A 26,170-nucleotide genomic window follows, 5' to 3' on the forward strand; every position below is an offset into this window, starting at 1 on the left:
CGCCAAAGGGAGGGGTGGTCATGACAAGCGATATCACTGTGGAACACTCAGAAGGTCTGGCCGTCGTGTCGTTGAACCGGCCCGACAAGCTGAATGCGCTGACCCTCGACATGCGCGTCGAACTCCTGGACGCGTTTCGCGATATCCAAACTGACCCGCGGATTCGCGCCGTATTACTGCGGGCCGAGGGCCGCGCTTTTTGTGCGGGTGCGGATATTTCGACCATGGGCAAGGACGATGTCTGGGGTGATCGGGCGCGCTTGTACAGGGCGCACCAGATGATCCTTTCCATATTCAATTGCGAGAAGCCTGTGGTTGCCGCGGTGCGCGGTCCGGCGGTCGGGATCGGTCTGAGCATGGCGCTCGCCTGCGACGTTATCCTGCTCTCCGAGACGGCAAGATTCGGTCAGGTTTTTCGCAAGATCGGGCTGGCCCCCGATGGCGGCGCGGCGTTTTTCCTTCAGAATCTGATCGGTCGGCAACGTGCGACGGACCTTGCCTTCTCAGCGCGGATGGTGCCGGCGGATGAAGCCCTGAGCCTGGGATTGGCAAGCCAGGTTCATCCCGATGATGCCCTCGACCGGGCGGCCCTGGACTATGCGACAGACCTGGCCGCGGGGCCAACCTTTGCCCTGGCCGGTACCAAGCGGCTGATGCGCGCCGCGATGCAACCGTCTCTGGAGAGCTTTCTTGAAACAGAAGCCATCATTCAGGGGCAAATCATCAAGAGCGCGGATCACGCCGAAGGCATCGACGCCTTTCTGAGCAAGAGAAAACCGGTTTTCCGTGGCGTATGACCAAGCGGATTGGCCCTTTTTACGACAGGGAAGAGATAGTGATGGAAACAGTCATTGCACGACTTGGCAGGGTGTCGCGGATTATCACCTATATTGCGACTGCCCTGGCGGCCCTGATGATGGTCCACGTCACGCTCGATGTCATCCTGAGCCAGTTCATCGCCGAGCCCCTGCCGGGCACGGTGGATTACGTGTCGTATTATTACATGGTCGGGCTGGTCTTTCTGCCGCTTCCCTTCGTCGAATACACCAACGAGCACATCAAGGTCGACCTGATCCACGATCTGCTCCCGACGGGGGCGAGGACCGCTCTCGACATGCTGGCTCTGGCGCTGTCTGCGGTGTTCTACGGGCTGCTCACCTGGCAGACCTGGATCGATGCCGTCGAAAAATACCTCATCGGCGAGCAATCCATGGGCATGGCGGCGGTGACCGTCTGGCCCGGTCGCTTCTGTCTGCCTCTTGGTGCGGGGCTGATGGTTCTGCTCTTGCTGGCCAAGCTGATCCAGAGGCCTTTCACCGACGCTGGCATGGCCGGCCCCAATCACGACATGTACGAATAGGAGTGGAACGGTGAGCTTTTTCCAGATCGGCCTTTGCGGCATCGTTTCTGTCATCCTGCTGGTCTTGCTGCGCGTTCCGATCGCGGTCGCGCTGGGTATCGTGTCCTTCTTCGGGTTCTGGGCGATGCTGGGAAGCGGCGCGGCTTTCGGCCTGCTGACGGCGGTGCCCTATGATTTTGCCGCGCACTGGACCCTCAGTTCGATCCCGATGTTCCTGTTGATGGGATACGTCTGTTACCAGACCGACATCACGCGCGGGATCTTCAAGGCCGCCCGGGTCTGGCTGTCATTCCTGCCGGGCGGGCTGGCGGTCGCCAGCGTGGGCGGCGCGGCGCTGTTTTCGGCGGCGGCCGGCTCCAGCCTGGCCTGCGCCGCGGCAATGGGCCGGATCGCGGTGCCGGAAATGCTGAAGCGCGACTACGATCCCGGGCTGAGTACCGCCGTGGTTGCCGCAGCCGGCACCATGGGGTCGCTCATCCCGCCGAGCATCCTTCTGATCATCTACGGTATTTTTGCCGAGGTCGCGATCAGCAAGCTGTTTCTGGCCGCGATCGTGCCGGGCGTACTGACGATGCTGGGGTACTGGGCCGTGATCATCGTTCGTGTGTGGATCAATCCCGCGCTCGCGCCGTCGCTCGACGAAAGCGCGACATGGTCCGAACGGCTGGAGGCCCTGAGCGAGACATGGCCCGTGATCTTGCTGGTGGTGGGCGTTTTCGGCGGTCTGTTCACCGGGATATTCACACCCACGCAGGCCGGGGCTGTCGGGGCGGCGTTGTCCTTCGTGATTGCGGCGGCGCGCGGCACCCTGAACTGGAAAGTTTCCAGGATCGCGCTGATGGACACTGCAAAAATGACTGCGGCGATCTTCATCATCGCGGTCGGTGCCAACCTGTTTTCGAGGTTTCTGGCGATCAGCGGTATCCCCGAAGCGATGACCGACCTGGTGATTGATATGGGGGCCAGCTATGTGATGCTGGTTTTCGGCACGGCCGTGATCTTTTGTCTGCTGGGCATGATCCTCGATCCGCTGGGCATCCTGCTGCTGACGCTGCCGATCCTTCTGCCGATCTACGAGGCGAACCATATCAGCCTGATCTGGCTGGGCGTGCTTGCAACCAAGCTGGTCGAGATGGCTCTGATCACCCCACCGGTGGGGCTGAACGTGTTCGTGATCAAGGGCATCGTCGGTGATGCGGTCCCGATTTCACTGATTTTCAAGGGTGTTTTGTGGTTTTTGGCTGCGGATGTGGTGGTCCTGATCATCATGGTCGCCTTTCCCGAACTGATCATGTTCCTGCCAGAGCTCGGCAACTGATTTGGCCATCCCGGCCGTGACGAACCCCGCGCAATAGCGGGGTCTTGAAAAAGAGGAGGAGACCACATGAAACTGACCAATGCGTTTGCCGCGCTGGCGGCGACGACCGTTCTAGCGGCGACACCGGCCCTGGCCGAAAAGCGGGTGACTATATCCAACTGGACGTCACCCAATCACGCGACATCGCGTGGCCATGCCGCCTTTGCCGAAATGACCGAATCTGAATTTCCGGATGCCTTCGACTTCAAGCTGTTTGCCGGCGGCGCCTTGCTTGGCCCCAAGCCAACACTGTCCGGCCTGCGCGACGGCGTCGCCGATGTAGGTCTGCTGGCGTTGACCTATTTCAGGTCGGAAATGCCCTATGCGCAGCTCGTCGCCGATCTCGCTCTTTTGGGCGAGGACCACTATGCCATGGCCGGCGCGACCAGCGAATTCGTGATGCTGCACTGCCAGCCGTGCAAGGACGAGTTCGCAAAGAACGGCATGGTGGCGCTGAGCGGGATCAGCACTGCGCCTTATGTATTGCTGACCACCAAGCCGATCGTCGAAATCAGCGATATGCAAGGGGTCAAGCTGCGCACGGGCGGGTCGGTCTGGGACCGCTGGGCGACACGCCTTGGGGCAGAGCCGGTAAACGTGCCGTCGAGCGAGATGTACGACACGATGAGCCACGGTGTCGTCACCGCTGCGGTGCAGCCGGTCGGTGCGCTCAAGGGGCACAGTCTGATCGAGGTTGCCAAGCACCTGACGGAGTTGCCGTTGGGCACCTATCATTCCGGTTCGATCTTTGCCGCCGGCCCGAAATTCTGGATCTCACTTTCGCCGGAGCAACGCGAGCAATTCGTCAAGAACATACCCGAGGCCGTGGCGCAGACCGAGGTGTACTACGAAACCGACGATCTCGACGTGCTGAAAGAGGCGGGTGGGCTTGGCCTGCAGGTACACCAGCCGTCGCCTGAGTTTCTTCAGGATCTCATTGATTTCCGCACCGCCGATCTTGAAGAGATCGCCCGCATCTCGCGCGAGGAACGCGGCATCGAAGATCCGGAACCGCTGATCGCAACCTATCGCGAGCTGATCGAGAAATGGCACGGTCTGGTTGAGCCGCTGCAACCGATCCGGGACAATCATCAGCCTTATGCAGACCTTCTGCGTCAGGAGATTTATTCCAAGATCGACTTCGCAACCTACCCGAACTGAGCCGTTTCAGGCCTGAATACACAGCGGCCCTTCGCAAGAAGGGCCGCTTCATTGCTTCCTTCGTCTGTTCAGAGGGTGGCTTCGGTGCCCAGGATATTCGTCACCTGGCTGGACAGGACACCGCCGTTGCCGTGGGCCAGGGCCAGTTCGGCACTGCCGATCTGGCGATCGCCAGCATCGCCGCGCAGTTGCCGCACCGCCTCGACCAGCGTGAAGATGCCGTACATCCCGGGATGCACGCATGACAGGCCGCCACCATTGGTATTGACCGGCAGGTGGCCGCCAGGCGCGATGCCGCCGTTCGCCACAAACGCACCGCCTTCGCCTTTCTTGCAAAAGCCCAGATCTTCTAGAAAAAGGATCACATTGATGGTGAACGCGTCGTAGAGCTGGACCACGTCGATGTCCGCGGGTTTGACACCCGCCATGTCCATGGCCGTTCGCCCTGATTGCGCAGCGCCGGTCACGGTCAGGTCCGCCATTTCGGAGATGTCGCGGTGCGTCGTGCCCTCGCCGCCGCCCAGCAAATACACCGGAGGTCTGGGGTGATCCTTGGCCGTCTCGGCCCGGCGCATCACAATCGCGCCACCGCCATCGGTCACAAGGCAGCAGTCGCGCACCCGCAGAGGGTCGGAAACCGGCCGCGAGGCGATGACATCCTCGCGCGTCAGAGGATCGCGCATGAAAGCGTCGGGGTTCTTTTGGGCCCAGGCCCGGGCCGCCACCGCCACGTCGGCCAGCTGTTCGCGCGTTGTGCCGAATTGCGTCATGTGACGGTCTGTGGCCAGCGCATAGGACGACAGCGGGAACAACGGTCGGTAGGGGGCCTCGTAGGTCGGCAGGCCAAGCGCAGTCATCAGCTTGCCCGAGGCGGTGCGCTGGTTCGATCCGTAGCAGATCAACACGGTATCAGCGAGCCGCAATTCGAGCAGCATCGCGGCCCAGAGCGTGTGCGACAGGAACGACGAGCCGCCCATGCGGTTGTTCATCGTGAACCTGGGGTTCAAGCCCAATTCCTGCGCCAGTGTAAGACCCGACAGCATATCCAGCGGCTGGCAGGTGGCAACGGCATCGACCTCGCCAAGTGCGATCCCCGCATCGGCAAGCGCGCCGTGCACCCCCTCGATTGTGATCTCCATCGAGCTTTTGCCATGGGCCTCGCCGCAGCCTGCCAGCGCTGCACCGACGATGGCGGCTTTTCCCCGTAAACTCAATTTGCTTCTCCTTCTGGCCGGAAAACCACGGCGGGGTCACCTTCGGCGCCTTCGCCGATCGACGCGGTTACTTTCAGCCCGGCGACAATCTGGTCATGCGCGATACCGTCGATGCGCGACATCATTCGTACCCCTTCCTCCAGGTCCACCAGAACCACGTTGTAATCGCCGCCTCGTTCCGGTTTTCGGCGCACGACCGTTCGCGCATAGACGGTGCCCCTCCCGGTTGGCGCGAACCATCCCAGATCCGCGCTGCCGCAGGCCGGACAGATCACGCGCGGATGGAATACATGGGTGCCGCAGCCGCCACATTTCTGAATCTCGAAGACGCCCTCGGCCAGCTTCGCGGCGAAGACGGCGTCCGGCCCTGGGCCTTGTCCAATGCCGGCCATCTCAGAACCCGATGTGGAAGCCACCGTTCACGCTCAGGTGCTGGCCGGTGATATAGGATGCCGCGTTGGACAACAGGAAACAGACGGGCTGCGCGACTTCTTCAGGGGTGCTCATCCGTCCCATCGGAATCTGCGCCATATACCTGTCGGCGAATTTTTCAGAGCGGATGGTCTCAGTCATTGGTGTCTCGACCATTCCGAAACAGACTGAATTGACGTTGATGCGGTAACGGCCCCATTCACGCGCGGCGCTCATTGTCAGGCCCAGAACCCCGGATTTTGCCGCGCCATAATTGATCTGACCGATGGTGCCGCGACGCCCGGCATCGGATGAGATATTCACGATGGCACGGCGCGCGGCGCTTTCGGGGTCTTTTTCGACCCGGTCCTTGTAATAGGTCCCCACGGCCTGAAGGCAGGCGAAGACACCGGTGAGGTTCACGTCGATGACCTGTTGCCAGGTGGCCCGGTCCATCTTGTGGATCATCGCGGCGCGCACGATCCCGGCGTTGTTCACAAGCCCGTTGATGTCGCCGAATTCGTCGAAGGCGAATTTCACGAGCTTCCCGGGAAAGTCCGGGTCGGCCACATTCCCCACGATGGCGCGGGCATTGCCACCGATCTGTTCGGCGGTTTCCTTGACGCCGTCCTCGTTCAGATCGTTCACCACGACCTTGGCGCCCAGCTCTGCCGACAGCGCCGCCACACCGCGGCCGATACCCTGTCCGGCGCCTGTGACGATAACCACTTGATTGTCCAATGCCATCGGGTTGATCATTTCTGTCTCCTTTTGTCCTTCGTTTGTTTGGTCTCGCTCACCATCGGTTCACTCAGGTGGTCACGACGGTGGTGCGAGCCGCTTGATCACGGCATCGCCATGGGCCAGATGGTGCCCGTCCTGATTGAAGATCTCGCCCTGTACAAAAACCAGTTTGCGTCCGCCCCCGACAATGCGCGCGCGGGCCGTCAGCGTGTCTCCTTCGGTCGCCGGGGCGACGAAACTGGTGGTAAGCGAAAGCGTAAGGCAGCGATGACCTGGGCGGCCATCCCCCGCGTAGGCCGCGCAAAAGGTGACCGCGTTGTCCAGCATGGTCGCGTAGACACCGCCATGCACCGAAAAAGCGCCGTTCAGGTGATCGCGTCCGATGGCCAACCGCAGCTCGGCTTTGCCATCGGACCACGAGACGAAGCGCACGCCGAGCAATGCGTTGAACGGGGCGGGGATGTCCGGTCTGCCGTCTTGTGCGCTCATATTACGCTGTCTCCTGCTTGGCCGAGACCATCACCAAAGCGACAGCCACTGCCGCCATAGCGGCACCTGCGCCCACCGCGCCGAGGATCGGAACCGCCAGACCCGCGTTCGAGGGAAAGGCGAAGGCCAGACCGGCAATACCAAGAAGGACGCGGGCGATTGTTCCTGGCAGTCCGGTTTCGATCCGCCCGACGCCAAACAGATACCCCTGAATACCGGCGCAGATCAGCAGAATGCCGAGACCGGCGCGCAGAACCGTAAGCAGGCTTTCGAGTGGACCGGCTTGCAGGATGAACGCCGGATCAAGGACGAAGAAGAAGGGAATTATATAGACGATGCTTCCAAGCTTCATCGCTTCGAAGGCCGTCGCAAAGGGTTTGGCCTGGGCGATGGCCGCCGCGGCGAAAGCCGCGAGCGCGACGGGGGGGGTGATATAGCTCAGCATGCTCCAGTAAAGGATAAATAAATGGACGCCGATCGGATCGAGCCCGCCGGCGACCAGGGCGGGTGCCAGCGACACCGCCAGAATCACATAGGCGGCGGTCACGGTCATGCCCATTCCAAGAATGAAACTGGTCAAAGCCCCCAGCAGCAGAAGCAGAAAGATGTTGCCGCCCGCGATGAACAGCAGATCGTTCGAGATCGTCCCGGACATCCCGGTCACCGCCAGTCCGCCGACGATCAGCCCGACCGCCGCAAGAATGGCAACAAGTTCGACGAACAACTGTCCCGTGGCGATCAGAAAATTCATCAGCTCCTTTCGCCCCCAGCGTGATTTTGAGAGCAGCTGGTTCAGGACAAGAAGCAGCGCGGTCGCATAGAATGGAGCGATCGCCTCGCGCTTGAGGTAGAGCAACATCCAGATCAGCAGCCCGAAGACGGCGAGAAAGTACCAGCCTTCGCGCAGCACCTTGCCGATCCTGGGAAGGTCGGCGCGCGGAACGCCTTTCAGTCCGTTGCGCGCCGAGTATGCGTCGATTTGTGCGAACAGGCCGAAAAAGTAGAACAGCGAAGGAAGCACCGCCGCCACAACGATGTTGGTGTAGTCGGTCGCCAGGAATGTCGCCATGACAAAGGCCGTGGCGCCCATGATAGGGGGCATCAGCACCGCCCCCGTCGACGCCGCCGCTTCGATCCCCGCCGCATAAGTGGGCCTGAACCCCACCTTTTTCATCGCTGGAATGGTAATTGATCCGGTCGTCAGCACATTGGTGATCACGCTGCCGCTCATCGAACCGGTCAGCCCGCTGGTCAGAACTCCTACCTTGGCCGGCCCGCCCCGGACATTTCCGAGCGCGGCAAAGGCGATGTCGATAAAAAACGGACCTGCGCCGGTATGTTGCATCGCAACGCCGAAGATCATGAACCCCACGACAAGATTGACAAAGCTGCGCATCGGTATGCCCAGCACACTTTCGCCGCTCATCGCGTGGAAGATCGCCGTTTCGACGGGCGAGCGCTGGAAGCCCTGGATCGGGCCGGGCGCATAGTTGGCGATCATGGGGTAGATGGAAAATACCAGGATTACCGCGAACAGCGTCCAGCCGCCGGTGCGGCGCGCGGCCACGAGCAGCAGGAACCAGAAGGCGAAGCTGGCGATCACGGCATTAAGAGGAGCGGCGAAATCCCACCCTTTGTTCACCACGCTGCGCCCGTAGTAGGCAAAGAAGGCGCAGGTGATCAGGGCCAGCAGGGCCAGAAAGTAATCCCACCATCGCGTCGATCCGTAAGGATCTGACTTTGAACAGGGAAAGACAAGGAACACCAGTGGCAGCGTCAGCAGAAGCATCACGTAGAGGTAGTGAATTTCAAGCAACCGGACGTTCATGAAGAAGCCCAGATTGAACAGATGGTTGACCGACGCCGCGGTCAAAAGCAGCGCCGAGACGACGAGCGACCAGCGAACAAACGCGGGCAGGGTGCCCATACCGGTCGGTTGCGCCGGCGCTTCCTGTGTTTCCTGTGCCATGCCCGTATTCCAGTTTTGTGCTGCGTTGCTTTGTGCAAGGCGCCTGTGGGGCGCCGCGCTGTGTCGCATCAGCGGAAAAAGACTTCGTGGCCGGCCGCTTCCAGTGCGTCGGCACGGGCTTTCATCCATGCAGCGGCAAATTCTTCTTCACCCTCTGGAGCGTCCCCGACAAATGTGCCCCAGGCCCGCAAGAGCACCTCTTGCCGTTCCACCAATTTGTCCTGGTTTGCCTGGGCTTCCGGTGTCCACAGACCCTTTTCCTTGAAGTAGGCAACGCTGCCATCGCTCCATGGCATCACCCAAGACAGGATCTGGCGATCAATCGCATACGCATTGGCACCGGGGGCGGCATCCTTGTAATCGTCGAACCCTGCGTCAAGCGCGGCTACGATGTTGCGCACCTCGGTGGAATCCTGATCGGAGTTAGTGACCAGGATCGGATAGGGGTACTGCGCCATGGGCAGTGGGGAGGCAGGGTCGATGCCCGGCCCCACAGACACCATATGCGGTGTCACGAAGGGCGTTACGCTGGTGTAGCGTTCCCATGCTTCTGTCTGGTCCGCGGGTGTTTCAAGCCATTTCAGGCCGCGCGGGCTTGACTCGATCTGGTAGTTTACGGTGGTCGTCGTCAGTGCAAAGGCGGCATCCACACGGTCTTCGAGAATGCCCTGGAGCGTGTTCACATAGCCCGAGAATTCCACTGCCTCCACGTCGTCCCATGTCAGGTCCGCAAAGGCCAGCAGCCCCTCCATGTTGACATCGATCGCCGGCGAACTGACGGCGCGACCGACCCGTTTGCCCTTGAGGTCCGTAATCGTCTCGATGCCGGCATCGGCCGCGACGGCGACACCCAGACCGTAGTCGCCGACAGCCTGAAGCACCGCGCGGATCGGCTGCGGGCCCCATTCAGGCGCAGCAAAAAGGAAAACCCCTTCGGCAGCGAAATAGGAGGCGATGCCGCACAGGCAATAATCGACCGTCCCGTTTTTGAGCGGCGTCATCCGCGAGACGTCGTTTCGCCCCGGAAGCACGCGGACCGTCGATCCGTATTTGCTGCGCATCATGTTGCCGATGGCTATGGAATGCGCATGACCGGCCGATCCCGTGTCATAGGCCGACCAAGCGATCACGTCAGGCAGATCGATGTCTTGCGCGCCAGCCGAGGTGGCCATTGCCAGGCATGCGGCAGCGATCCCGGTTATCTTGAACTTCATGATATTCTCCTCCTTGTTGGTCGTTGGTCCCGGGTGGCGCCCATTCAGATCAAAGCTCTGAAAACGCGACATCCTTGTCGACGCGTATTTCAGGCGGCAGCCCGAGAATGCGTTCGCCAATGATCGTGCGCTGGATCTCGTCCGATCCCCCCGCGATCCGGTTGCCCGGCGCGGTCAGGTATTCGTTTCGCCAGCGCGCCACGTCATCCCCGACCTTGGCTGATATGCCCGCCGAAGTTCCCGCCAGATCCATCCCGAAAGCGCCCATTTCCTGCCGCAGCTTGCCCAGCAACAGCTTGCCGATCGAGCCCTCTTCACCCGGTGCCTGGCCGCGCGAAAGCGACGTCATGACCCGGTAAGAGGTGAATTCCAGTCCGCGTTGACGCGCGATGAAATCGGCAATGCGCGCGCGCACCTCGTCGTCCTCGATGGCCGGGCGACCGTTCCGTTCGACACGGGTAGCCAGATCAATCAATTCCTCGGCCCGCGCACCGCCACTGGCCCGGCCGACGGAAATACTGAACCGTTCGTTCATGAGTGTGGTCAGCGCCACTTTCCACCCTTCGGATACACCGCCCAAGCGGGCGCTGTCTGGCACGCGCAGGTTGTCGATGAACACTTCGTTGAAACTGGAGCTGCCCGAAATCTGGCGAATAGGACGGGTTTCGATGGCCGGGTCGGACATGTCCACAAGGAACATGGTCATTCCCTTGTGCTTGGGCACCTGTGGATCGGTGCGCGCCAGCAGGATGCCGTGAGTGGAATAATGCGCCCCCGAGGTCCAAACCTTCTGACCGGAGATCACCCATTCGTCGTCTTCGCGGCGTGCACGGGTGCGGATACCGGCCAAATCGGACCCGGCGGCGGGTTCGGAAAAAAGTTGGCACCAGATGTCTTCGCCCGTGAGAGCCCGGGGCAGGAATCTTGTTTTCTGGTCTTCGGTGCCGTGGATCATGACCGTAGGCCCGACCAGCCCGATCCCGATCAGAAAGACGTTGGGCGGGACGGCGTAGCGCCCTTCCTCTTGATTCCAGATCACTTGCTCGATCGGAGTGGCGTCACGCCCACCGAAAGCACGGGGCCATGTCAGCCCCGCCCAGCCTGCGTCGGCCTTTCGTGCCTGCCAGTCGCGCGCACGGGCAACTTCGTCGGCGTCGCGGGCCATGAAATGGTCCTGGGCCTTTTCGCTTCCATTGCGGCGGGTCGCGGTGGCATCAAGCCAGTCGCGCGCCTTGGCGCGGAACGCGGCTTCTTCCGGGCTGTCGCTGAAATCCATCTGCACTTTGTCCTTGTCAGTTCGCGGCCCTTTGGCCGTCCGCCAGATTGCAAAGCAGCCGCTCGCGCCACAAATCGGCCAGGCCGAGTTCGGCCTTCAACTGCCATCCTCGCCGCAGAAACAAATGCGGGTCGGCCGCCCAGGTGAACCCGATCCCACCGTGAAGCTGCACCGATTCCTCAGTGGTGAATTGCACTGCATCGAGAGCCGCGAGGCGTGCTACCGCCGCCGCTTCGGACAGCCGTTCATCCCCGCTCGCCAGCGCCCAGGCGCCGAAAAAAGCATTGGACCGTGCCAGCTCGATCTTGGCGAACATGTCCGCGAGCCGGTGCTTGACCGCCTGAAAACTGCCGATCTGGCGTCCGAACGCCTGCCGCTCGCAGGCATAGTCTCTGGTCAGGAAAAGCGCCCGCTCGGCCAGGCCGATCTGTTCGAAGGCGGCCAACACTGCGGCGCCGTCCAGAAGAGTCCGGATCGCTGCGGGATCGGACCCGGGAAGCAGTTCAACCGGCGTGTCGTGAAAGACGATCTCGGACGTCGGACGGGTGCGGTCGATCGCATCCAGCGCGCTGATCGACACCGAGGGGTCCGAAAGATCCGCCAGATAAAGGCGCGCGGTGCCGCCTTCGTCCAGGGCGGCGACGATCGCGAATGACGCATCGGATGCGAACGAAACTGGCGATTTCCGTCCCGAAAGGCGATCCTGCAGCACTTTTGCCGAGACCCGTTCCGGTGCAGACCCTCCATCCTCGGCAAGCGCGACGGTAACGATCATGCGGCCTTCGGCGATCCGGGGAAGCAGATTTTCCCTTTGGCTTTGCGTGCCCAAGTCCTGAATCGCGGGGATCGCCAGGCCAAGAACCGGGCCAAAAGGTATGGCGGCCAGGCTACGGCCGATCTCTTCGGCGACAATGGCCAGTTCGATCGCCCCCATCGCCGCCCCCCCGTAGTCTTCGGCAATTGCAAGGCCCAGCCATCCGCCGTCCGCCAAGGCGGTCCAGGTTGCGGAATCGAACCCGTCGGCAGCCTCAAGACAGTCATGCGCCACCGCGAGAGTGGCGTGATCGCTCAGCATTCGTGCCAGCGTGTCGCGTATGGCATCGTGTTCGTCGGAAAAGCCGAAATTCATGCTGGTCCTCTTCGGGTCATGGCATTTGGCGCCTGTTCACAAAAAGGTAAGGTACGCGTTCGGTATGTCCCAAACGCTATCCGGCACCAGCCGCGTAAAACCACATATGTGCTGTGGCGTGGAAAAAGGGGCCACTGGAGCGAAGAATGCGATTCATCAAGAATGTGCTCAATCGACGTGAAAGCCGCAAAAACGAGGCAGTCGATTGATTGCTGCGGAGCTTGCCGCCTAACGTGAAGGAACCGGGGCGTGTTCCGGGCGCAGGACAGATGTGGCCGAACCCTCTCAGAAAATGGAACTGATCAAGGGAATTGTGCGAAATGGAAACTGTAGGACTCGGGTTTTGTTATGAAGATTTGCCAGTGGGGCGCAGGTTTCGGACCATTGGCCGCACCGTCACCGAAACCGATATCACGAATTTTGTAAGTGTTACCGGCATGCTTGAGGTCTTGTTCATCAATCGTGACTTCCGAGAGAAGGAATCCAATATCCCCGGTTTCGCCGCGCCCGGTGCGCTGGTCTATACCTTTATGGAAGGGCTCTTGACCCAATCCACAATGCAACATACCGGCTTTGCCTTTCTGGACATGGAACTGAAGGTCATGGGGCCCACATTTGCCGGGGACACCATCCATTGTGAGGTCGAGGTAACAGAATCGCGCCGGTCGAAGAGCCGTCCGAACCGCGGATTGGTGCGGACGCGAAACAAGGTGTTCAAGCAAACCGGAGAACAGGTATTGGAGTATACGCCGTTGCGGATGATCAAGGCCCGCATGACGGATAAAGAGCCAGGAAAGGCATAGGCCTGTTCCGGATAGCGGCACTGGAGACATGACTATGAAAACCGCGCAATCTGGCCCAGCCGAAGCCGCCGGGCGCACATCGGAAGGGCCCCGGTCCTTGACGCGTATCCTTGCGTTGTTCGATCTTTTGGCGCGCTGCAAACGTCACATGTCTCTTTCGGAACTCAGCATCGCGATTGATTGCCCCAAGAGCAGTTTGCTGGTGCTGCTTCGGCCCCTCACCGAGAAGGGGTATCTGATGCGCGAGGAAGACAATTACTTTCTGGGTCCGAGGATTTTTCAGTTCGCCCAGTCAATTCTGACCAACCACCCGTTCGAATCGGTCCTGCGCGGGGTGATGAATGATGTGGTTAACCAGACCGGTGAAACCATCCTGTTTGCTGTCCGGGACGGCGAGAAAGTCATTTATTCGTCGGTCATCGAAAGCCCCCAGCCCGTTCGGTATGTCGCCCAACAGGGGATCAACCGGCCATTGTTCTGTTCGGCATCGGGGCTGGTCATGCTGGCCTTTGACACGCAGCAGGAACTGGACGATTATTTTCGGCGCACTGAATTAAAGCCGCTGACGCCTAATTCGATCACCGATGAAAATGAACTGCGCGGGTTAATTTCGGAGATTCGCAAAACCGGGTATTCCAGTACAGCTGGAACCGCGCATGTAGATGCAGCGGGGTTCGGGGTTCCGGTCTTTCGCGCCGACGGACACTTGGCAGGAGCATTGGTGATTGGTGCTCCTCTGGAGCGCGCCAAGCGTAACAAGAAGCGATATGTTGCCGCTGCCAAAACGGCCGCTGAACAGCTCTCCCGAGCACTCGGCTATCGTTCGGAGGTTGGGGAAACCGGCCGGCACTAGACGTGTGCCGCCCGCCGTTGTTGTCATTCCGCAGGCGGGATCATCTCAGTCCGAGTCCCCGCGCAATGATACCGCGAAGAATTTCGCGTGTGCCGCCGCGCAACGAAAACGACGGAACGGCGAGTTCGGTATACGCCAGAACAGCCGCATAGCTATCGCTCCCGCCAGGCACCGCCGGGCGCGACACAAGACTTCGGGCCAGGCGCGGAATGTCCTGTTCGAAAAGCGCTCCCAGATCCTTGACAATGGCAGCCTGAAGTGACGGGTTCTCTCCTTCGTTCAACATTCCGGCCACCGATCGTGACATCTGCCGCAGCACCATCAGATGCGCGGACAAACGGCCAATCTCGGCCTGCTGCGCTTCGGTTGCGTCGTCGCGCAGCAATCGGATCAGTTCCTCGATCAGGGCAAACGACGACAGGAACCGCTCGGGGCCGCTGCGCTCGAACGCCAGTTCGCTCATGACCTGCGACCAGCCCTCGCCCTTTTCGCCCAGCAGCGCATCGGAGGGCAAAAAGGTATCGTCGAATACCACCTGGTTGAAATGATGCTCACCGCCCAAGTCGATGATCGGGGTGATCTGAATGTTGTCGGTGGCCTTGAGATCGACCAGAAATTGGCTCATCCCGCCGTGGCGGTCGTCGCTCTTGCCGGTGCGGCAGAACAGGATCATGTAATCGGCGACATGCGCATAGGTCGTCCAGACCTTCGTGCCGTTGATCCGGAACCCCCCGTCGACCTCGGTGGCCATCGTGCGCGTCGCCGCCAGGTCCGAGCCGGAATCCGGCTCGCTCATCCCGATGCAGAAACACAGTTCGCCCGCGGCGATGCGCGGCACGATCCGGCGTTTCTGATCGTCGGTGCCCTTGGCAAGTATGAGCGGACCGCTCTGCCGATCTGCGATCCAGTGCGAAATCACCGGGGCACCGGCGGCCAGTAGCTCTTCGGACACGACATACCGCTCAAGCGCGCTGCGCGCGTGGCCGCCGTATTCCTTTGGGAAGGTCATGCCGACCCAGCCGCGCTGCGCCAGCTTTCGTGAAAAATCACGGCTGAACCCATTCCACGACTGCGCGCGTTTTATGGGCGGGAAATCGGCCAGTTCGTCGGCCAGGAACGCGCGGACCTCTTGCCGGAGGTCGTCATAGTCGGCGCCGGGCGGGGGGGGAGAAAAAGCGGTGAGGGTCATGCCTGGGTCCCTTTTGCAGCGCTGTCTGTGATGAAATGCCAGAAGGTGTCGTGGGGGCTCGACAGGGCGGCCCGCCCAAGTTCCCTGGTCCAGTCAAGCTCGGTGCCGAACTCGTCACGCCAGCCCCAAATCCGTTTGGTGAAATGGTGAAGCGCGTGTTCCTGGGTATAACCGATGGCCCCGTGAATCTGGTGGGCCAGGGCCCCGACCTTCTCGGCCGCTTCTCCGGCGCGGGCCTTGGCGGCGGCAACGGCCAGCGCAAAGGCCGGTGTGTCATAGCTGCCGGCCGCCATCTCGGCGGCCGTGCGCGAGGCTGCGGTTTCTCCGGCCATTGTCGCAAGATTGTGCTGGATCGCCTGGAACCTGCCGATTGGCCGTCCGAACTGCACCCGGTCGTTGGCGTATTGAACGCTCATCTTCAGGATGGTCTCCATCGCCCCGGTGGTGGCAAGACTGCGGATAAGTGCACCAAGCCCGCGCATCCCTCCCACGGGTCGTGGCAAGGGGGTGACATCGGTCTCTGTCAGGGTATAATCGAGTTCGATGTCGTCGCGTGGCATCCCGGCAAAATCCTGCGCCGGGTCAACGATCAGATCCTTCACCGGCAGGGACAGGACGTGATCGACACCGTCCAGGACGCCAATGGTCACGATCCGGTTCGCCCAGCGGGCAAAGGGCACCAGTGTCAGATGCCCGCTCGCATGGATCTTCTTGCCGCGCCGTTCCAACCGCAGCGCTTCGCCTTCGGCGATGGTCAGCCTGCCACCGGGAAGGGCCATATTCGCGGCCGCCAGAACGGCGTTTGCGATCAGGGTTTCAGCCAGAGGCAAGGGCAGGCCATGCGCCCCGACAATACGCACAAGACCGAGCGCCTCGGCCGGTGGCACGCCGAAACCGCCTGCGTCCTCTGGCACCAGCGCCATGGTTAACCCTGCCTCCTCGATCTGCGTCCAGAGCGCCTCGGGGCATTGTCCCGAGGCGGCGTCTTCGCGCATGCGGTGGGTGACATGGTCGCGGAACAGTCGCTCTGCCATGTCATGAATCATCGATTCCATCAGACGGTCCTTTCAGACGGTGTTTGATCGGCGCTGGACATTTCCTTCACGGGCTTGTCCTGCCGCGCATGGTTTTTTTGCCCGTCGGGGGCCGACGCCTCTCGCAGTGGCGGCAGATGCAGCCGCGTGCGCAGATCCCGGCGGAACGCACTGGCAGAGGGCGCCGCGCCCCCGTCCCTGCGATATTTTCCGAGGCAATCGGCGATTTTGTCGCCGATCGCGGCAGGGGTTGCCGGATCCGAGGGAGAGCCGGGGTGCGCCGCGACCGAGGTTTCGGCCAGGGTTACGTTCCCTTTGCGCAGGCGGACATGGACCGTCCCATGGTCCACGCCAGCGTGATCCCGCCCCGCTTCCGGCATGGTTTGGATATGCACCATGTCCATAAGCCGGCGCACCGCGGGGCGATGGGGGCTGTCCCCTTCGAAATCCACCAGCCCGACCTGGCCCTGCTGCAGGGCCACGGCGAGCGTATAGGCGGCACAGAACTTGGCCTGCATTCCATCTTTGGGGTCGGTGACATGCAACGGGACCATGACGCTTTCGGGCACTGTCATTTCAATCACCGATCCTTCGGGCACCGCCTCGCCGCCGCGTTCGGCGTGAAGGTGCCGCCCGGCGGCGATCATCCTGTGGGTGAGGTAGCAGCAGGGATACAGCTTGCGGGACACCGTGCCCAGATCGATCCGCGGTTCCACCGCTGCGGGGTCGGCCGCAATCCCGTCCGGGCCGGCATAAAGGTCGAAGAAGCCGCGCGCCGCGAAGATGTCCGGGGCGCCCGTGATGCCGGCCTCGGCCATCCGGGTGGCCCGCAATCCGACAAGGGCGGCGTTTCCGGCCTGGATCGGTTTCGCCATGGCGCCGAAATTGATCTGCATTCCCCCGGCCAGCGACGCGGCCAGGGACAGGGCGTTGCGGACTGCGTCGTCGTCGAGCCCAAGCTGATGCGCGACCGCTGCCGCCGATGCCAGAACCCCGATGGTCGACGTTGCGTGCCAGCCCTTGTTGTAGTGGCCAAAACCCAGGATCTGACCGAGCGCGACATTGACGGCTGTTCCGACCGCAAGCGCGGGGGCAATGCGGCCGGCCGTGTCCGGCCGGACATCCACGGTGGCCAGCAGCGCCGACACGATTACAACACTGGGATGGGTGACGCTGACCGTATGGACATCGTCGAAATCGAGCGCATGACCGGCAACCGCGTTCAGGAACGCGGCCTGTTCGGGACTGCCACCTTCAGCAGCTCCTGCCGGGACTGCCGGTCCGCCCGCGTCAAGCGCCGCCAGCCGGCGAACCACCGGTTCATGCCACCCGCCATAGATGGCGGCTATGGTATCCTCAACGCAAAGCGCGGCCTGCTCGGCGTCTGCAACGCTCAGCCGGTGCGGCGCGGCGACGAACCGCGACAAACGGATGGTGAAATCGCTGATCATCCACTTCTTTCTCTGACACTGCATATTGCCTCATCAAGGCGGGCGCTATCAACTCTCGGCCCCACTCTTTCGCACATATGTGTTGGAGCGGGATGCTTGCGTTGTGATCCTTGCTGCCGTTGGATATTCTGGGTGCTCATCCTTCCTCTGTTTCCGTGCAGGATCGGGCGTTGGACGTGACCGTAGAACTTCGGAAAGAAGAACAGACGTGGTTGAGGGTATCGGCGTGAAAAGTCGGGCAGACAAGCACGCATGTGCGGAGAGACATTTCGAGGCATCGTTGTGTCATTGACCGCCAGACGATGTATCCTCGGAGGCCCGGAACCAAGGCGGTCAGTGCCACCACAAATCCGGGCTAGTCCGCCCTGCGCCGACAAGATGAGCACCTTGTGTGTCCTTGCCTGTGAATGGGAAATTGTCGGCATCGCATTTCCGCCGTCGTGCCATGAAAGACCGCATCTGCCGTTGCGTCACAGACACAACGAGCGCCTTCGGAAAAGGGGGGGCAGATGTCGCCTGTCGAGCGCCTGAAACGTTCCGGCAAGCGCAACAGGTTTACGGCCATTTGTCTGCTGATTTGTCTTGGCGCTGCCATCATTCAGGGTGTCTTGCCCTCCGCCGTCGCGTCCATCGCTGCCGCGCCGTTTTTCTGCATCTATCTTGCCATTTCGTCCCGCTACATCGCCCGTGTCGGATGGGTGCTGCTTTTCTTCTCGCTCGCGATCGCCCTTCTGGCGCTGGCCAATGGAATCGACCCCGGCATCTTCGTCCAGGCGGCGGGGCGCGTCGTGTTCCTGTCCGCTCTGCTGACGGCTGTCGCCTTCCTGCGCATCGCGGCCACCCAAGACCCGATTGTCGAGGTTGCCGGTGAATTCCTGACACTGCAGCCGCCGACCCGTCGCTACGCCTCTCTGGGTGCGGGCGGGCATCTGTTCGGGGTGCTTCTAAATCTCGGCGGGCTTGGGGTGATGCTGGAGATCATAATGAAAGGGCTGGCGGCGCATCGGCACGAGATGGACGAATTCGTGTTCCAGGCTCGCAAGCGCAGGATGGTGAGCGCCTGTATGCGGGGGTTTTCCTCGATCGCGTTCTGGACGCCGTTCGGAATCGCTCTCAATCTGATGATTCTCACAATACCGGGGCTCGAATGGACGACCCTGGCGCCTTACGGGATTGCTCTGGCCGGGATTCTGTTTCTTCTGGGATGGCTGTTCGACACGGTGGAATGGTGGCGCCCGCCCTCGGCGCGCGGCCGGGCACCGGCCCTGAGCGGTGACTTGCCGGACTGGAGCCCCTGGGCCGTCCTGATCGTGTCCGGGCATGTGCTTTTTTTGGGCGCCGCCGTGGTCACGCTGGACCGGTTGACCCAGTACAGTTTCCAGACCGTCCTGATCACCATCGTGCCGATCTATGCGCTGCTCTGGTCGGTTATGCGCAGCGGCAGTGGCAGCCTTGCCGGTATATCGCGCCGGTTTGTGACCCAGGCACCGGGTTTCGCGACCGAAATGAGCGTCATCGCGTCGGCGGGGTTCATCGGCCTCGTCGCGCTGGAGGTCGTTCCGGTCGAATGGATTGCCGACCATCTTGGCTGGATCGCAACGCGGCCTGTGCTGACCGTCGTGCTGTTGATCATGACGGTGTTTCTGACGGGGCTGCTGGGCGTGCATCCGATGATCTCGGTGGTCCTGCTGGCAGAGGTGGTCAACCGCGTCGGCGTGGAAGGTTTGTCGCCGCTTGCTCTGGGCCTTGCACTGGCTGGTGGCTGGAGCAGCATCATCTGCATGGGACCGGCCATCACGGCGGTGGTCTACGCCTCCTCCATCGTGGGCGAGCGGCCGCTGACCATCGGCTTGCGGTGGAACGGGATCTTCGGTGTTGCGAGCATCCTCCTCATCACGCTCATCGTTGGCGGCGGTGTCGCGGCAGGGTGGTTCTGACCGGTCTCAATTGCCTGTCAGGAACCGGGCGCAAGCATTTCCACATATGTGTTCGATCAGGCTTTGCGCTAGTCGGAAGGTGATGGACCCCATAGCGTCAACTAGGATGGGTCAGCGCAATCACTATCGGAGTGGCACGCCCAACGATGGAAGGCCAAGCGAAACCCACACGTCGCAGCAAGGTCACAGGCCTGCAAGACGCAGCCCGGCTGGCACGAGGCGCTTTGGAAGAACGCCCCGAGCTTTGTCTCGGTGGTCTGTTCAAGCAAAGCCGCCCTGTCGCACTGGTGCGCGCGTTGCTGGCCGCGGGCGCAGATGGTCTGCATGTGTATTCCTCGCCGGGCGCGGGGTATGATGTCGACCTGATGATTGCGGCAGGCGCGGTCGCACAGGTCTTTATTCCCGGCGTTACGCTGGAAAACCGGCTTTGCCCCAATTTCCGCCGCGCGGTCGAGGCAGGGCAGGTGACCGCGCACGCGCTGGATGCGCTGACCGTGGTGGGCGGGCTGATGGCGTCGGCTCATGGCGTGCCGTTCCAGCCAATCGACGCGCTGCGCGGATCGGACGTTCTGAAGCACAACCCGCTTTTGCACGAAATCGACTGCCCGTTCTCCGGCCGCCGTATTCACGCCGTCGGGCCGATCCGCCCCAGAGTGACGTTCTTGCACGCGCAGGAAGCCGACCGTTGGGGAAACCTGCGCCATCTCAGCACGATGGTCTACGCCGATCAGCTGATGGCACGCGCGTCTGACATGGTCATTGCCAGCGTGGACCGGATCGTGCCGGACGAGGTCGTTCTGGACGATCCCTCGCGGGTTACCGTGCCGTCTTATTATGTCGATGCCGTGGTCGAGGTGCCCTATGGCGCGCACCCAACCGCGAGCTTTCCCAACTATGCGATGGACGAGGACCATATCGACGCCTACGCCGATCTGGGGGATGCCGCCCGGACCGGCGACAGCACGGGGCTGGACACCTATATCGCCCGCCATGTGACCGGACCGAAAAACCAGAGCGACTACATCGAAGCGGTCGGGGGAGCCGGGTATTTCGCCGTGCTCGAAGCCGAGGCACGGAACGAATGAGTGCAGCGGTTTCCCCAATTGAACAGATGGTCGTCGTGTTGGCCCGCGATCTGGCCGACGGAGAACTGGGTGCGGCGGGTGCAGCCGCGTTGGTGCCGATGGCGGCCATTGCGCTAGCCCGCGAGCTGCATGCACCGAACCTGACGGTCGGCGGCGAGATGTTCTTCAACCCCGAGCCGGGGCGTTTGTATCCGTCGATGCTGGACGATCGTGCGCTCGGCCGCTGCGAGGCCGCCGAGACCTTTATCGAGTTGTTCGGCCACAGCCATCACGGGCTGGATTTTTTCTTTCACAGTGGCTTGCAGCACGATGTGTACGGCAACATCAACCTGCACCACGTCGGCGGCACGCTGCACGCACCAAAGATGCGCGGGCCGGGGGCAGCAAACCTGTCATACTGCCACACCTCGTCGCGGTATTACATTTGCCCCACCGTGCATACGGCGCGAAACTTTGTGGAAACGGTCGATTTCATCACAATACCCGGACATCTGTCCGGGCCTGCCGCGAAACGCGACGCCGGGCTGGTCAATGAAGGACCGCGCCTGGTGGTGACACCGCGAGCGGTTATGGATTTCGACAAGACGACGCTGCGAATGCGACTGAAATCGGTGCATGCGGGAAATACGCCCGAAGAGGTCCAGCGTCATACGGGGTTCGATCTGGCGATCAGAGGCGAGGTGCCGCAAACGCGGCCACCAACGGAGGAAGAATTGCGCGTTCTGAGAGAGCGGATCGATACATCGGGGGCCCTGCGTGCTTAAGCGACCGGGCTGACGTTACTTTAAAGGCAAAAACGGGAGGATAAAATGATCCAACGCAAGTTGACCGGATACCGGGCGGCGGTGGGTGCTATCGCGGCCATGGGCGCGATAGCCCTTGGCGGCGCGGCATCTGCCAAGGATCTCACGATGGGCACGACCAGCCCGACGTCGAGCCATTTCACCATTTCGGTTGCGATGAGCAAGGCGATCGAGACCGGCATGGAAGGCACCAATGTCAGCGTGATCGAAACCGGGGCCAGCGTGGACAATGTGCTGCGGCTGGCGCGCGACGAGATCGACCTTGGGCTTGCCACCACCGACATTCTGATCTCCGCCAGAAACGGGACCGGCAAGTTCGAAGGTAACGCAATCCCAGATACGGTTGCGCTTTATCCTTACAGCGCCTCGATCCTGCTGATCGCGGTCACCGAAGAGTCTGGTGTGACGACGCTGGACGAACTGGACGGAAAGAAGTTCAATCCCGGCATCCGCGGATCGGCGGCCGAGACGTTGACGACCGGTGTCCTGTCCATGTTCGATATCAACGCGGACCTGGTGCATGGCGCCGTTGGCGACGCGGTGGAAGGCATCAAGAACCGCCAGATCATCGGTTATAGCAAATACGGGGCCGCAAACTCTGTCGATGCAACCCTGCAAGAGTTGATGACAAGCACCAAGATGCGGTTGATCGGCTTCACCGAAGAGCAGGAGAAAGCGGCGACAGAAGCCATGGAGGGCGTCGGTTTCACGACTCTTCCCGCAGGGCTTATTCCGGGATCCGAGGAAATGCGGGTACCCAAGCTCAACGTCTTCTTCCTGACCCGCACCGGCGTCATGGATGACCAGAGCGCCTATGACATCGCTCGCAGCATCCACCAGAACATGGACCTGCTGGTCGAAGCCTGGCCGCAGCTTGCGGATTACGACATCGCCGCCGATGCCGTCGCCACAATCGAGACCGGTATACCCTATCATCCAGGTGCGGAACGTTACTGGAGAGAGGCGGCCGGAAGCTGACCGGAATCGCGGGCCGTCACGACGGCGGCCATAGGCTGATCCAGACGGGGTGCTGCGGGCACCCCGCCGTTACCGCTCTCGGAGAGAACATGACGCAGACATCGACCGCAATACCCAATTGGGAACGGCGCGGAGGGCAGGCGCTTGGAGTATTGTTGGCGGCATTCGTCGCTCTGCATTTCTACAATGCCTTATTCGGGCAGTTCGAACCGCTGGTTCAGCGGCCGATCTTTATCGGTTTCGGTATCGGCGGCGCGTTCTTTCTTTATGCGGCACGCGCCTCGCGGACCGGTGCGCGAAGCGGGATTGAACGGGCTGTGGACATCATGCTGGGACTACTGGCGTTCGCGGTTTGCCTCTACGTGATCCTGAACCGGGATCGCTTTTCGGATATCATGGTGCGCTATGGGCCGATCGACAAGGCGGCAGGTCTGATAGCTGTTCTGCTGACCCTCGAGGCCGCGCGCCGGGTGATCGGATGGTTCCTGCCGCTGCTGGCCCTTTGCACCGTGATCTATTTCTATTTCGGCTATGACCTGATCGACGGCGCCTGGCGCCCGCCGCGCGTTTCGGCACGTACCGCTGTCGAGACATTTTACAGCTCGACCACCGGCCTGTTCGGCTACCTTGCGGATATCGGGGCACGGGTCATCGTGATCTATGTGCTTCTGGGGGCGCTCCTGCTGTCGACCGGGGCAACGGATGCTTTCATGAAAATGGCAACGTGGATCGCCGGTCGAACGTATGGCGGCCCGGCAAAGGTCTGTGCCCTGTCTTCGGCGATGTTCGGGACGGTGACCGGTTCGGCAGTGGCCAACGTCATGGCGACCGGCTCGATCACCATTCCCACGATGAAGCGGCTGCGCTATCCACCGGCCTTTGCCGGGGCGGTCGAGGCCGTTGCCTCCTCCGCCGGCCAGCTTACGCCGCCGGTGATGGGGGCAGCGGCCTTCATCATGGCTGAGTTCCTGAACATTCCCTATACCGACATTGTCGTTGCGGCGATCGGTCCGGCATTTCTCTACTACCTGGCGGTATGGCTCGGGGTGGATCTCTATGCGCGTCGCACAGGGTTGCAACCGACACCGAGGAGCGAAATGCCCGAACCGGCGGAATTCCTCGCACCGGACAAGTCAATTCCCTTGTTTCTTCCCATCGCGGCGATGGTCTACTTCCTGTTCAACGGCTACACGCCGAGCTTTGCAGGTGCCGGTGCTGTTATCATACTGGTTTTGGCCTGTGTGGTGGTGCGCCCGTTCGCGCGTGACGGAAGAGAGCAGGGCGTGCTGGCCTCTTGGGCCAAGCTGGCGCGCGACCTCTATGAGGGGATGATCGAAGCAGGGCGGGCGTTGGTGATGATCGCCGCGCTGCTAGCCTGCGCCGCCATCGTCGTCAAGGTTCTGACGGCGACGGGTGCCGGGGTCAAAGTCTCGAACCTGTTGTTCTCTGTGTCCGGTCAGGGGTTGATCGTGGCCCTGTTGCTGGCGGCGGTGCTGGCGATCTTGCTGGGTATGGACGTGCCGACGACGGCCTCCTATGTGCTGGCGGCGGCAATCGCCGCGCCCAGTCTCGTGCGGCTTGGCCTACCCGAACTGACGGCTCATCTTTTTGTCTTCTACTATGCGATCCTGTCGGCCATCACGCCACCGGTCTGCGCCAGTGTCTATGCCGCCGCCGCCCTGGCAGGGGCCAATTTCTGGCGGGTGGCGGGTCGCGCGCTGATGTTGGCCGGAGCGATCTATGTGGTGCCGTTTCTCTTTGTGTTCCGGCCGGGCATACTGGCCCAGGGCGGCACGGTGCAAATCCTACTGGATATGGGCGTGGCCTGCGCCGCGGTTTTTGCCGTCAGCGTCGGCACAAGCGGCTGGTTTCGTGGAAAGGTGCCGGTCATCGGCCGGTTGCTGTTCCTGTCGGCTGCCGGCTTGCTGTTTTACGCCGCGCCTGCGGCCGACATCGTTGGTGGGCTGGCGCTGGCCGGGCTCTTGGCGTGGCGGTTTTTGCGCGGAGCACCGCAGCCCGGCCGCGCCGGGTGACCTCCGAAAAGCGAAGAGCCACCGCAGACAACCTCTGCGACGGCTCTTCCACATTCGGCCCCGAAGTGGCGGTGCCTCTGGCCTCAGGTCATTTTGAAGTAGGGAAAAGTCACTTCGTCGGTTGCCTTGACGAACGTCACTTCCACCTTGGCCCCGATATGAACCTTCTCGGGGTCGCCGGTCTGGATCCGGCTCATCATCCGGGGGCCTTCCTCCAGCTCGATCAATGCCACGACATATGGCACGTCATCCGCGAAAGTCGGCCCTGCCGGACGGCGCGCGATGGTGAAGGTATGCACCTTGCCGCGTCCGCTCACGGTGTTGAAGCGCAGATTGTCGGAATGGCAATACGGGCAAATAGAGCGGGGATAGAAATGATGTTTGCCGCAATCGCCGCAAAGCGGGATGTCGAGGCGGCCCTCGCGCGTGGCCTCCCAATAGGGGGCACTGTCATGGTCGATCACCGGAAGCGGTTTTTCAATGCTCATCGTCTTAGCCCTTCTGCAAAATCACGGTCGCACCTGAGGAAAGCGTACCCCCGGTACCATGCACCAGAGCGGTCTCGGCGCCCTTGACCTGGCGCTCGCCGCCTTCGCCGCGAAGCTGCCGGACGGCCTCGATCAGCAGGAACATTCCGAACATGCCCGGATGCAGCGCCGAGAGGCCGCCGCCGCTGGTGTTCATTGGGAACGCCCCGCCTGGTGCCGTGCGCTGGCCCGACACGAAATCCCCGCCTTCGCCGATCTTGCAGAAGCCGAGAGCCTCGAGCGAGAGCAGCACGGTGATGGTAAAGCTGTCATAGATCTCGACCAGGTCGATATCCGAATGGCTCACCCCGGCCATTTTTATTGCGCGTTCCCCGGCCTTTTGCGCGGGAAGCAGGCGGGCGAGGTCCGGCATTTCGCCGATGGCCCAGTGGGTATGCGCCTCGCCATAGCCCTTGACCGCGACGGGACGGGTGTTGAGGTCCTTGGCCCGCTCGGCGGTGGTCATGACGAGGGCGCCGGCCCCGTCGGTGACGAGACAGCAATCGAGCAGATGCAGCGGCTCCGAGATCATCGTGCTGGACAGCACGTCGTCAATGGACAGCGGATCGCGACGCGTCGCCTCGGGGTTCAACTGTGCCCATTTCCGCGTCGCGACGGCGATTTCGGCCAGATTCTCGGACGTGGTGCCAAATTCATGCATATGGCGCTGTGCGGCCATCGCATAGCCGCCCACAGGCGTGGGCATTCCGTAAGGCGTTTCATGCTGCATGGACAGGACTGAAGGCCGACCCCCTAGATTGCGGCTGCGCAGGGATTTCTGGTCCGAGCTGTAGACAATCAGCGCAACCTCGCAATAGCCTTCGCGAAGAGCCATGGCGGCATGTGCGATATGGGCCTCGAATGCCGAACCGCCAATATTCGTGCCATCGACGAATGTCGGCATGATGCCCAGATATTCGCCCAGCGTCACCGTGGCCAGTTGGCCGGGGCCGGGGACCCCCCACATGCCGGCCGTCAGAAGACCGTCGACATCGCTCAACTTCAGTCCTGCTTCTTCGACGGCGGCTTTTGCCACAAATGCGGCATGACCAAGGACCGAAGCCTTGGTGACGAACTTGCCGTCCTTCAGCGGCGCGTCGGCGATGCCGACGACCACCGGTTCTCGTCCGTTCTTCATATGCTCTTTCTCCTT

The 26,170-nt window shown here is 61.8% G+C and carries 24 protein-coding genes; 11 read left to right on the forward strand and 13 right to left on the reverse strand.

Features of this window, described 5'->3' with window-relative positions:
- The first annotated feature begins 20 nt into the window (after positions 1-20).
- From AAFO90_RS06650 to AAFO90_RS06665, 4 genes are all read left to right on the forward strand, one after another.
- Positions 21-797, forward strand: a complete 777-nt coding sequence (locus AAFO90_RS06650) for an enoyl-CoA hydratase (protein WP_027264330.1) — start codon at positions 21-23, stop codon at positions 795-797.
- Positions 798-838: 41 nt separating this feature from the next.
- Positions 839-1,360, forward strand: a complete 522-nt coding sequence (locus AAFO90_RS06655; RefSeq protein WP_027264331.1) for a TRAP transporter small permease — start codon at positions 839-841, stop codon at positions 1,358-1,360.
- Positions 1,361-1,370: 10 nt separating this feature from the next.
- Positions 1,371-2,678 (forward strand): TRAP transporter large permease, encoded by a 1,308-nt coding sequence (locus AAFO90_RS06660; protein WP_027264332.1) that lies wholly within the window; start codon positions 1,371-1,373, stop codon positions 2,676-2,678.
- 66 nt (positions 2,679-2,744) lie between these two features.
- Positions 2,745-3,878, forward strand: a complete 1,134-nt coding sequence (locus tag AAFO90_RS06665; protein WP_027264333.1) for a C4-dicarboxylate TRAP transporter substrate-binding protein — start codon at positions 2,745-2,747, stop codon at positions 3,876-3,878.
- Between the two features lie 68 nt (positions 3,879-3,946).
- Here the strand turns inward: AAFO90_RS06665 and AAFO90_RS06670 are convergent, their stop codons facing one another.
- From AAFO90_RS06670 to AAFO90_RS06705, 8 genes are all read right to left on the reverse strand, one after another.
- Positions 3,947-5,092: a thiolase gene (locus AAFO90_RS06670; RefSeq protein WP_027264334.1), complete on the reverse strand. Its 1,146-nt coding sequence runs from the start codon at positions 5,090-5,092 to the stop codon at positions 3,947-3,949.
- Entirely contained in the window at positions 5,089-5,484 is a 396-nt protein-coding gene (locus tag AAFO90_RS06675; RefSeq protein WP_027264335.1) for an OB-fold domain-containing protein, read from the reverse strand. Before AAFO90_RS06675 ends, AAFO90_RS06670 begins: the two co-directional genes overlap by 4 nt.
- Before the next feature lies 1 nt (position 5,485).
- On the reverse strand, positions 5,486-6,262 hold the full coding sequence (locus AAFO90_RS06680; RefSeq protein WP_027264336.1) for a 3-oxoacyl-ACP reductase family protein: 777 nt from the start codon (positions 6,260-6,262) through the stop codon (positions 5,486-5,488).
- Between the two features lie 60 nt (positions 6,263-6,322).
- Complete coding sequence (locus AAFO90_RS06685; protein WP_036051569.1) at positions 6,323-6,736, reverse strand: PaaI family thioesterase; 414 nt, start codon at positions 6,734-6,736, stop codon at positions 6,323-6,325.
- Between the two features lies 1 nt (position 6,737).
- A complete protein-coding gene (locus tag AAFO90_RS06690) occupies positions 6,738-8,705 on the reverse strand; it encodes a TRAP transporter fused permease subunit (RefSeq protein WP_027264338.1) in 1,968 nt (655 codons plus the stop codon).
- Between the two features lie 68 nt (positions 8,706-8,773).
- Positions 8,774-9,919, reverse strand: a complete 1,146-nt coding sequence (locus AAFO90_RS06695) for a TAXI family TRAP transporter solute-binding subunit (RefSeq protein ID WP_027264339.1) — start codon at positions 9,917-9,919, stop codon at positions 8,774-8,776.
- Positions 9,920-9,968: 49 nt separating this feature from the next.
- A complete protein-coding gene (locus tag AAFO90_RS06700) occupies positions 9,969-11,195 on the reverse strand; it encodes an acyl-CoA dehydrogenase family protein (RefSeq protein ID WP_027264340.1) in 1,227 nt (408 codons plus the stop codon).
- A 16-nt stretch (positions 11,196-11,211) separates the two neighbouring features.
- The gene (locus tag AAFO90_RS06705) at positions 11,212-12,324 is read right to left on the reverse strand and encodes an acyl-CoA dehydrogenase family protein (protein WP_027264341.1); all 1,113 of its coding nucleotides are present in this window, start codon (positions 12,322-12,324) and stop codon (positions 11,212-11,214) included.
- Between the two features lie 320 nt (positions 12,325-12,644).
- On the opposite strand from AAFO90_RS06705, the gene AAFO90_RS06710 reads away from it, so the two are divergent.
- Positions 12,645-13,127 carry a MaoC family dehydratase gene (locus AAFO90_RS06710; RefSeq protein ID WP_036051571.1) on the forward strand — a complete coding sequence of 161 codons (483 nt, stop codon included), beginning with the start codon at positions 12,645-12,647 and terminating at the stop codon, positions 13,125-13,127.
- Positions 13,128-13,161: 34 nt separating this feature from the next.
- Positions 13,162-13,980, forward strand: a complete 819-nt coding sequence (locus AAFO90_RS06715; protein ID WP_071974435.1) for an IclR family transcriptional regulator — start codon at positions 13,162-13,164, stop codon at positions 13,978-13,980.
- Between the two features lie 40 nt (positions 13,981-14,020).
- Here AAFO90_RS06715 and AAFO90_RS06720 read toward each other — a convergent pair whose 3' ends face one another.
- Genes AAFO90_RS06720 through AAFO90_RS06730 form a run of 3 tightly spaced genes read right to left on the reverse strand, consistent with a single transcriptional unit; the run spans position 14,021 to position 17,678 of the window.
- The gene (locus AAFO90_RS06720) at positions 14,021-15,169 is read right to left on the reverse strand and encodes an acyl-CoA dehydrogenase family protein (RefSeq protein WP_027264344.1); all 1,149 of its coding nucleotides are present in this window, start codon (positions 15,167-15,169) and stop codon (positions 14,021-14,023) included.
- Positions 15,166-16,224: an acyl-CoA dehydrogenase family protein gene (locus AAFO90_RS06725; RefSeq protein WP_027264345.1), complete on the reverse strand. Its 1,059-nt coding sequence runs from the start codon at positions 16,222-16,224 to the stop codon at positions 15,166-15,168. The genes AAFO90_RS06720 and AAFO90_RS06725 overlap by 4 nt, the downstream gene beginning before the upstream one ends.
- Positions 16,224-17,678, reverse strand: coding sequence for an MmgE/PrpD family protein (locus AAFO90_RS06730; protein ID WP_317512631.1), 1,455 nt, complete (start codon positions 17,676-17,678; stop codon positions 16,224-16,226). The genes AAFO90_RS06725 and AAFO90_RS06730 overlap by 1 nt, the downstream gene beginning before the upstream one ends.
- Before the next feature lie 485 nt (positions 17,679-18,163).
- Between AAFO90_RS06730 and AAFO90_RS06735 the strand changes: the two genes are divergently transcribed.
- The 5 genes from AAFO90_RS06735 (at position 18,164) to AAFO90_RS06755 (ending at position 24,490) form a co-directional block, all read left to right on the forward strand.
- Complete coding sequence (locus AAFO90_RS06735; protein WP_027264347.1) at positions 18,164-19,591, forward strand: hypothetical protein; 1,428 nt, start codon at positions 18,164-18,166, stop codon at positions 19,589-19,591.
- A gap of 146 nt (positions 19,592-19,737) precedes the next feature.
- Entirely contained in the window at positions 19,738-20,676 is a 939-nt protein-coding gene (locus AAFO90_RS06740; RefSeq protein ID WP_027264348.1) for a CoA-transferase, read from the forward strand.
- Between the two features lie 35 nt (positions 20,677-20,711).
- Positions 20,712-21,440, forward strand: a complete 729-nt coding sequence (locus tag AAFO90_RS06745) for a CoA-transferase (RefSeq protein ID WP_271109726.1) — start codon at positions 20,712-20,714, stop codon at positions 21,438-21,440.
- Positions 21,441-21,485: 45 nt separating this feature from the next.
- Positions 21,486-22,457, forward strand: a complete 972-nt coding sequence (locus tag AAFO90_RS06750; protein ID WP_027264350.1) for a TAXI family TRAP transporter solute-binding subunit — start codon at positions 21,486-21,488, stop codon at positions 22,455-22,457.
- Between the two features lie 89 nt (positions 22,458-22,546).
- Complete coding sequence (locus AAFO90_RS06755; RefSeq protein ID WP_223228103.1) at positions 22,547-24,490, forward strand: TRAP transporter fused permease subunit; 1,944 nt, start codon at positions 22,547-22,549, stop codon at positions 24,488-24,490.
- An 83-nt stretch (positions 24,491-24,573) separates the two neighbouring features.
- Here the strand turns inward: AAFO90_RS06755 and AAFO90_RS06760 are convergent, their stop codons facing one another.
- Together AAFO90_RS06760 and AAFO90_RS06765 are read right to left on the reverse strand one after the other, a co-directional pair.
- Positions 24,574-24,978: a Zn-ribbon domain-containing OB-fold protein gene (locus tag AAFO90_RS06760; protein WP_027264352.1), complete on the reverse strand. Its 405-nt coding sequence runs from the start codon at positions 24,976-24,978 to the stop codon at positions 24,574-24,576.
- A 4-nt stretch (positions 24,979-24,982) separates the two neighbouring features.
- Positions 24,983-26,155: an acetyl-CoA acetyltransferase gene (locus tag AAFO90_RS06765; protein WP_027264353.1), complete on the reverse strand. Its 1,173-nt coding sequence runs from the start codon at positions 26,153-26,155 to the stop codon at positions 24,983-24,985.
- Positions 26,156-26,170: the final 15 nt, after the last annotated feature.

The sequence above is a fragment of the Phaeobacter sp. CAU 1743 genome (genome assembly GCF_039839315.1).
In the GTDB taxonomy this organism is placed as follows: Bacteria; Pseudomonadota; Alphaproteobacteria; order Rhodobacterales; family Rhodobacteraceae; genus Phycobacter; species Phycobacter gallaeciensis_A.

What these genes read in the sequence shown, in the direction of transcription:
- AAFO90_RS06750 (WP_027264350.1), top strand. Translation starts at nt 21,486, where the DNA reads ATGATCCAACGCAAGTTGACCGGATACCGGGCGGCGGTGGGTGCTATC.
- AAFO90_RS06755 (WP_223228103.1), top strand. Translation starts at nt 22,547, where the DNA reads ATGACGCAGACATCGACCGCAATACCCAATTGGGAACGGCGCGGAGGG.
- AAFO90_RS06675 (WP_027264335.1), bottom strand. Translation starts at nt 5,484, where the DNA reads ATGGCCGGCATTGGACAAGGCCCAGGGCCGGACGCCGTCTTCGCCGCG.
- AAFO90_RS06715 (WP_071974435.1), top strand. Translation starts at nt 13,162, where the DNA reads ATGAAAACCGCGCAATCTGGCCCAGCCGAAGCCGCCGGGCGCACATCG.
- AAFO90_RS06720 (WP_027264344.1), bottom strand. Translation starts at nt 15,169, where the DNA reads ATGACCCTCACCGCTTTTTCTCCCCCCCCGCCCGGCGCCGACTATGAC.
- AAFO90_RS06760 (WP_027264352.1), bottom strand. Translation starts at nt 24,978, where the DNA reads ATGAGCATTGAAAAACCGCTTCCGGTGATCGACCATGACAGTGCCCCC.
- AAFO90_RS06725 (WP_027264345.1), bottom strand. Translation starts at nt 16,224, where the DNA reads ATGGAATCGATGATTCATGACATGGCAGAGCGACTGTTCCGCGACCAT.
- AAFO90_RS06650 (WP_027264330.1), top strand. Translation starts at nt 21, where the DNA reads ATGACAAGCGATATCACTGTGGAACACTCAGAAGGTCTGGCCGTCGTG.
- AAFO90_RS06700 (WP_027264340.1), bottom strand. Translation starts at nt 11,195, where the DNA reads ATGGATTTCAGCGACAGCCCGGAAGAAGCCGCGTTCCGCGCCAAGGCG.
- AAFO90_RS06765 (WP_027264353.1), bottom strand. Translation starts at nt 26,155, where the DNA reads ATGAAGAACGGACGAGAACCGGTGGTCGTCGGCATCGCCGACGCGCCG.
- AAFO90_RS06680 (WP_027264336.1), bottom strand. Translation starts at nt 6,262, where the DNA reads ATGATCAACCCGATGGCATTGGACAATCAAGTGGTTATCGTCACAGGC.
- AAFO90_RS06735 (WP_027264347.1), top strand. Translation starts at nt 18,164, where the DNA reads ATGTCGCCTGTCGAGCGCCTGAAACGTTCCGGCAAGCGCAACAGGTTT.
- AAFO90_RS06705 (WP_027264341.1), bottom strand. Translation starts at nt 12,324, where the DNA reads ATGAATTTCGGCTTTTCCGACGAACACGATGCCATACGCGACACGCTG.
- AAFO90_RS06710 (WP_036051571.1), top strand. Translation starts at nt 12,645, where the DNA reads ATGGAAACTGTAGGACTCGGGTTTTGTTATGAAGATTTGCCAGTGGGG.
- AAFO90_RS06730 (WP_317512631.1), bottom strand. Translation starts at nt 17,678, where the DNA reads ATGCAGTGTCAGAGAAAGAAGTGGATGATCAGCGATTTCACCATCCGT.
- AAFO90_RS06685 (WP_036051569.1), bottom strand. Translation starts at nt 6,736, where the DNA reads ATGAGCGCACAAGACGGCAGACCGGACATCCCCGCCCCGTTCAACGCA.
- AAFO90_RS06655 (WP_027264331.1), top strand. Translation starts at nt 839, where the DNA reads ATGGAAACAGTCATTGCACGACTTGGCAGGGTGTCGCGGATTATCACC.
- AAFO90_RS06695 (WP_027264339.1), bottom strand. Translation starts at nt 9,919, where the DNA reads ATGAAGTTCAAGATAACCGGGATCGCTGCCGCATGCCTGGCAATGGCC.
- AAFO90_RS06665 (WP_027264333.1), top strand. Translation starts at nt 2,745, where the DNA reads ATGAAACTGACCAATGCGTTTGCCGCGCTGGCGGCGACGACCGTTCTA.
- AAFO90_RS06740 (WP_027264348.1), top strand. Translation starts at nt 19,738, where the DNA reads ATGGAAGGCCAAGCGAAACCCACACGTCGCAGCAAGGTCACAGGCCTG.
- AAFO90_RS06690 (WP_027264338.1), bottom strand. Translation starts at nt 8,705, where the DNA reads ATGGCACAGGAAACACAGGAAGCGCCGGCGCAACCGACCGGTATGGGC.